Below are 2,553 nucleotides of genomic sequence, written 5' to 3'. Positions count from 1 at the left end.
GGAGTATATTCATGCGCATCTGTAGAAAGTGTCGCACTTCAAACTTGATACTAAGCAAATTCAATTAGATAAACATAAAGTTACACTAAATTTGATAAAGAAAACAATCAAAATGTTGGTTAAGTGAGCCAAGAATCTACCCAAACCTAAACCGTGATAAATAAGCCGCCAAAACAAAGCCCACCTTTAAGCAACAAACCCAACTTTTGAACCAGAAAAATTCAACGAGCAAAATTTCCAGCGAACTCGAAACTATCAATTTGCTTTCTCTTGCAACACTTTGCACCCGCTAAATTGACAACGCACCAACGCTAAAACTGATTGAGGCAAACAAAGAACCTTGCCTATTTTACGGTTTGAGTTAGCCAAGAATTTTGATGAGGAAATGCTGATTTGCCGACAACACAAAACGAATGGCCGGAGAAATCCCAAAGATTAAACCCCTAAATTTACCTGAGTTGCATAACGCCCTGTTAAGGTGTGAGCAACGCAATACCGATGCTACCGCATACCACCTTAAACGCAAAACGCAACGCATAGCAAAAATGCCAAGCGTTGCGAATCACTCTTAAACAGATTGTTAGTTTTCTGAGCGACTAAACTTAATTATTCTTTAATAAGAGAACCCCAATTGGTCTCGTCGTCTTCCTCAACGACAATATTTACATGGCAATAAACTTCACCCATTGGTGTACGTAAGTAGCTAAAAAGCTTTGACTTTACTTTACCAGAGAATGATTCACGTCCGTCTTTATCCCCTGAATTGTCAATATGAACAAAATCACCAACGTTAGGCAAAATTACCGTACCCGTTTGGTCATCAGCTTTAATACCGACAATCTCGCCATCGTCACATGGACGGCTTTTACCTTTAGGCAGGTACTGGTAGTCAATTGAATATTTCATGTTGTCTTATACCTCTTAAACTAAGACCAAAATCATTAGAAATTTGGGTGCTACATATAGCCATACACCCACAAGGGATAATATTATGAACATCAATGCACTACAACGGAAAACTAACGCCGCGTTAAGTAGTGAGCAACATTGCCACCTAACCTAAACCATTGTGCCGTAAACACTAAATTCAAAGCAAACTGAAAATGCCTAGCGTTGCGAATCTGCCTTAAACGCCTTGTTAGTTGCCATTCTTAACCTTTGATTTCCCGTTCATTTCCACTTTGCCAACACCGTTTTTGAGCGCTTTGAAAAACTCAAATCAGGCGCAGTTTCAAAGCAACTGTTACTGAAACCACTTGGGACTTACAACGCCGTAGAAAACTGCCTAAAAGCATCAAAAAAACCTTTTGGAAAGGCAATGTCACAAGGCTGACTTTCAACGAGTACATTCGCGTCTGAAACGGCAAAACAAAACCACAACATTAACAACCAAACGAAACTTCAGCAAACCGCACCCAGACGCAAAACCGAGCAAAAATGCAAAATTTCTTAGCCTTAAATATTCTGATTTAGCTGCGTTTTTCCACTGGCAACTAACGCCCAATTAAGTGGTGAACAACGCACTGGCCAAGCCGCTGCATTGCACCGTAAAACACTTTACTTGACGCATAGTAAAACTGCCACGCGTTGAGAATCCACTTGAATTGTTTGTTATGTGAATTTCCCCATGAATTCAAAGTAAACCACCGTAGAAATGAAGAAATTTTAATAAGTTACGTGAAAAACTAATGCTTACCAAACCCTAAATTTCACAGCGATCTGAGCCAAAGGGAACCACTTGCAGGATCAACAACAAAGAAAGCGCCCTTTCAGCCATAACCAAACCTTTTGCGTCACCAGACTTTCAGTGCTGAATGTCAGCAAGCAAATCAGTCAAAAATGCATTTCAATTGAAGCGATTTGAAACCGATAAAACTCAACACAAACCAGATCCAAAACTTAATTGAGGCAACCCAAGAACCTTGAAAACGATCAATCTCAGATTGTTCAAGAATCCATTTCGACCAAGCCAACTTGCCGAAAACACGGAACGAATTCTCAATGAAATCGTAGCTTTGACCTTAAAAACTCATCAAACACATAACGCCCAATTAAGGGGTGAGCAACGCTACCACCCAACCTAACGCATTGTACCGTAAACACTCAATTTGAAGTAGAAGCAAAAATGCCAAGCGTTGGGAATCCCTCTTAAATTGCTTGTTATGTGATTTTTACCGTGAATTTAAAGTAAACCACCGTAGAAATGAAGAGATTTGAATAAGTTACGTACAAAAACGATGCTGACCAAAACCTAAATTTCACAGCGATCTGAGCCAAAGAGAGCCACTTGCAGAATCAACAACAAAGAAAGCGCCCTTTCAGCCACAACAAAACCTTTTGCTTCACCAGACTTTCAGAGCTGAATGTCAGCAAATGAATCAGTCAAAAAGACATTTCAATTGAAGCGATTTGAAACCGACGAAACACAACACAAACCAGATCCAAAACGCAATTGAGGCAACCCAAGAACCTTGAAAACCATCAAACTCAGGTTGTTCAAGAATCCATTTCGACCAAGCCAACTTGCCGAAAACACGGAACGAATTTTCAATG

Annotated in this window: 1 protein-coding gene; it reads right to left on the bottom strand. The window is 40.0% G+C overall.

Annotated elements, in window-relative coordinates; genetic code table 11:
- Nucleotides 1–606: 606 nt before the first annotated feature.
- Nucleotides 607–906 (bottom strand): hypothetical protein, encoded by a 300-nt coding sequence (locus HGG78_RS18605; protein ID WP_025594839.1) that lies wholly within the window; start codon nt 904–906, stop codon nt 607–609.
- Nucleotides 907–2,553: the final 1,647 nt, after the last annotated feature.

Origin of the sequence: Vibrio aestuarianus (assembly GCF_012395185.1) — a bacterium.
Lineage (GTDB): Bacteria > Pseudomonadota > Gammaproteobacteria > Enterobacterales > Vibrionaceae > Vibrio > Vibrio aestuarianus.
The sequence above is the reverse complement of the archived record's forward strand: the minus strand, read 5'-3'. Positions and strand labels throughout refer to the sequence as shown.

Bases quoted from the DNA above. Each gene is read 5' to 3' on its own strand.
- HGG78_RS18605 (WP_025594839.1), bottom strand. From the start codon at position 906: ATGAAATATTCAATTGACTACCAGTACCTGCCTAAAGGTAAAAGCCGT.